This window comes from Corallococcus sp. 4LFB (genome assembly GCF_046520365.1).
Taxonomy (GTDB): domain Bacteria; phylum Myxococcota; class Myxococcia; order Myxococcales; family Myxococcaceae; genus Corallococcus; species Corallococcus caeni.
In genome coordinates this window covers 1-2,380 of the sequence record NZ_JBKGHJ010000815.1, presented here as the reverse complement: position 1 = coordinate 2,380, position 2,380 = coordinate 1, and the positions used below count along the sequence as shown (strand labels likewise).

Here is a 2,380-nt window from a genome sequence, read left to right as displayed (position 1 = left end):
CGGTGCGGGCCGGGAGCGCGGGCGTGGACGGGGCCTGGCTCAGGACGAACCCCGTCAGCGCCTCCACCGTGGGGTGGTTCCAGAGCGCGGTGGCGGACAGCCGGATGCCGGTGCGCGCCTCGATGCGGTTGCGCAGCTCCAGCGACATGACGGAGTCCATGCCCAGCGTGCGCAGCGGCTGGTCCATGGGGACCCGCGCCGGGGCCAGCTTGAGCACCGTGGCCACCACCTGCCGCAGCTCGTCCTCGGCGCGGGACCGCCGCCGCGAGGGCTCCAGCGCGCCCAGCTCGTCGAACAACGTCCGGGCCGCGAGCGCGGCCGGGCGGGCCTCGTCGCTCCGGGGGACGGCGGGGCGCGCCACGTCGAGCACGCGGACCTTCAGCCCGTCGACGTGGAACAGGGGCTCGCCCGCGTCGGTGAACGCCACCACGTCCACCAGGAACACCGGGCCCTCACCGACGGGACGGCGCCGCGCGTGGACGTGGAAGGCCCCCTCCGGGAGGCGGTGGAGCGCGAACCCGTCCACCCCCACGCTGATGAGCTGCCGTCCCCGGAACACGAGGCTGGGCGGCAGCGTGGCGATGGAGAGCTGGAGCGCGGAGTCGATGCAGGCCACCTGGGCCAGCTCCGGGTCCACGGACGCCGCGGGCGCCAGGGCGCGCCCCAGCGCCTGCGCCTCGCGGGACCAGACGCAGTCCACGCCACGGAAGGCGGCGCGGTACTCCAGCCCGCAGCCCGCCAGCAGCTCGTAGTACCGCACGGAGTCCAGGAGCATCGCCGCGGAGCCGCGCAGCGAGTCCGGAGCGCCAGCGCCTCCTGCGCCGCTCCCGGCCCACCGCCGCCGCCGGCCCCGTGTCCACCAGGACCCGCGCGTGGGGCACCCACGTGCGGCCCTCGCCCTGGGAGAACACCTGGAGCTCGCGCTGCGCGTCGCGCACGGAGAGCACGGTCTGCACGCGCGGCGCGGGCCCGGAGCCCAGCACCAGCGGCTGCGGGAAGGCGATGTCCCGCAGCGCCACGGGCGCGGTCCCCAGCGCCTCCTTCGCGGCGCGCAGGGCCATGGACAGGAAGACGGCGCCGGGGACCACGGCGTCGCCGGCCACGCGGTGGTCGGAGAGGAAGCCGGACACGTCCGCGCTCCACTCGGCCTGCCAGTGGTGCAGCCGCGGCTCCATGGCGGACGGGAAGTGGCTGCCCAGGAGCCCCTCGCCGCTCGGACGGCTGGCGGCGGCGGGCGCACGGACCCCGGACGCCGGCTCCAGCCAGAAGCGCTCGCGCTGCCACGGGTAGGTGGGCAGGGGCACCCCGGGGCGCCCCGCGCGGGTGAGGGCGCTCCAGCCAGGCTCCAGCCCCCGCGTGTAGAGCGCCGCCACGGAGCGCAGCAGCGTCTCGCGCTCGGACTCGTTGCGCCGCAGCGACGGCAGCACCTCGCCCGGCTGGCCCACGTCCGCCAGTTCCTGCTCCACGGCGGGCAGCAGGATGGGATGCGGGCTCATCTCGATGAAGACGTCATGCCCCGCCTCGCGCGCGCGCCGGACCGCCGAGGCGAAGAGGACGGGGTCGCGCAGGTTGCGCACCCAGTAGCCCGCGTCGAAGTCGCGGCCGTCCGTCACCGCGTCCAGGACCGTGGAGTGGATGGGCACCGCCGACGGCGAGGGCTGGACCTCCGCCAGCACCTCCAGCAGCTCACCCTTCAGCGCGTCCATCTGCGGGCTGTGGGAGGCGACGTCCACCTTGACCCAGCGCCAGAAGACGCCGCGGGCCTGGAGCGCCTGGGAGATGACCTCCAGCGCCTGCGGCTGGCCCGACAGCACGGTGGAGCGGGAGCTGTTGCTCACCGCCACGGCGACGTGCGCCTCGTGGCCGCGCAGGACCTCCCGGGCCTCGTCCAGCGTGAGCTCCGCGGCGAGCATGGCGCCCTGCCCGCTCACCCGGCGCAGCAGCTGGCTGCGGCGGCAGATGATGCGCGCGGCGTCCTCCAGGCCCAGCGCGCCCGCGACATACGCCGCGGCGACCTCGCCCATGCTGTGGCCGATGACCGCCTTCGGCTGCACGCCCCAGGAGCGCCAGAGCGCGGCCAGCGCCGCCTCCACGGCGAAGAGCACCGGCTGCACCACGTCCACCCGGGCCATCCGGGACGCGGACTCGGACGCCTCCAGCTCCTCCAGCACGGACCAGCCGGTGAGCGCGTGGATGGCGGCGTCGCACCGCCCCAGCTCCGCGCGGAAGGCCGGCTCCTCGCGCAAAAGCTGCCGGGCCATGCCGTGCCACTGCGAGCCCTGCCCCGGGAAGACGAACACCACCGAGGGCGCCTTCGCGAGCGCCGGGGTCACCAGCCGCTCATGGGGCTCGCCCCGGGCGTACGCGTCCAGCGCCTGGG

Annotated in this window: 1 protein-coding gene and 1 pseudogene; both read right to left on the bottom strand. The window is 76.1% G+C overall.

Translation table 11 applies throughout. The features are described from left to right. Positions 1-775, bottom strand: a 775-nt coding sequence (locus tag ACLEQD_RS41470; protein WP_410391426.1) for a phosphopantetheine-binding protein, incomplete at its 3' end; no start/stop codon positions are given. A gap of 184 nt (positions 776-959) precedes the next feature. Continuing rightward, positions 960-2,261, bottom strand: a pseudogene (locus ACLEQD_RS41465) (acyltransferase domain-containing protein); the annotation flags it as partial. Between the last annotated feature and the right edge of the window lie 119 nt (positions 2,262-2,380).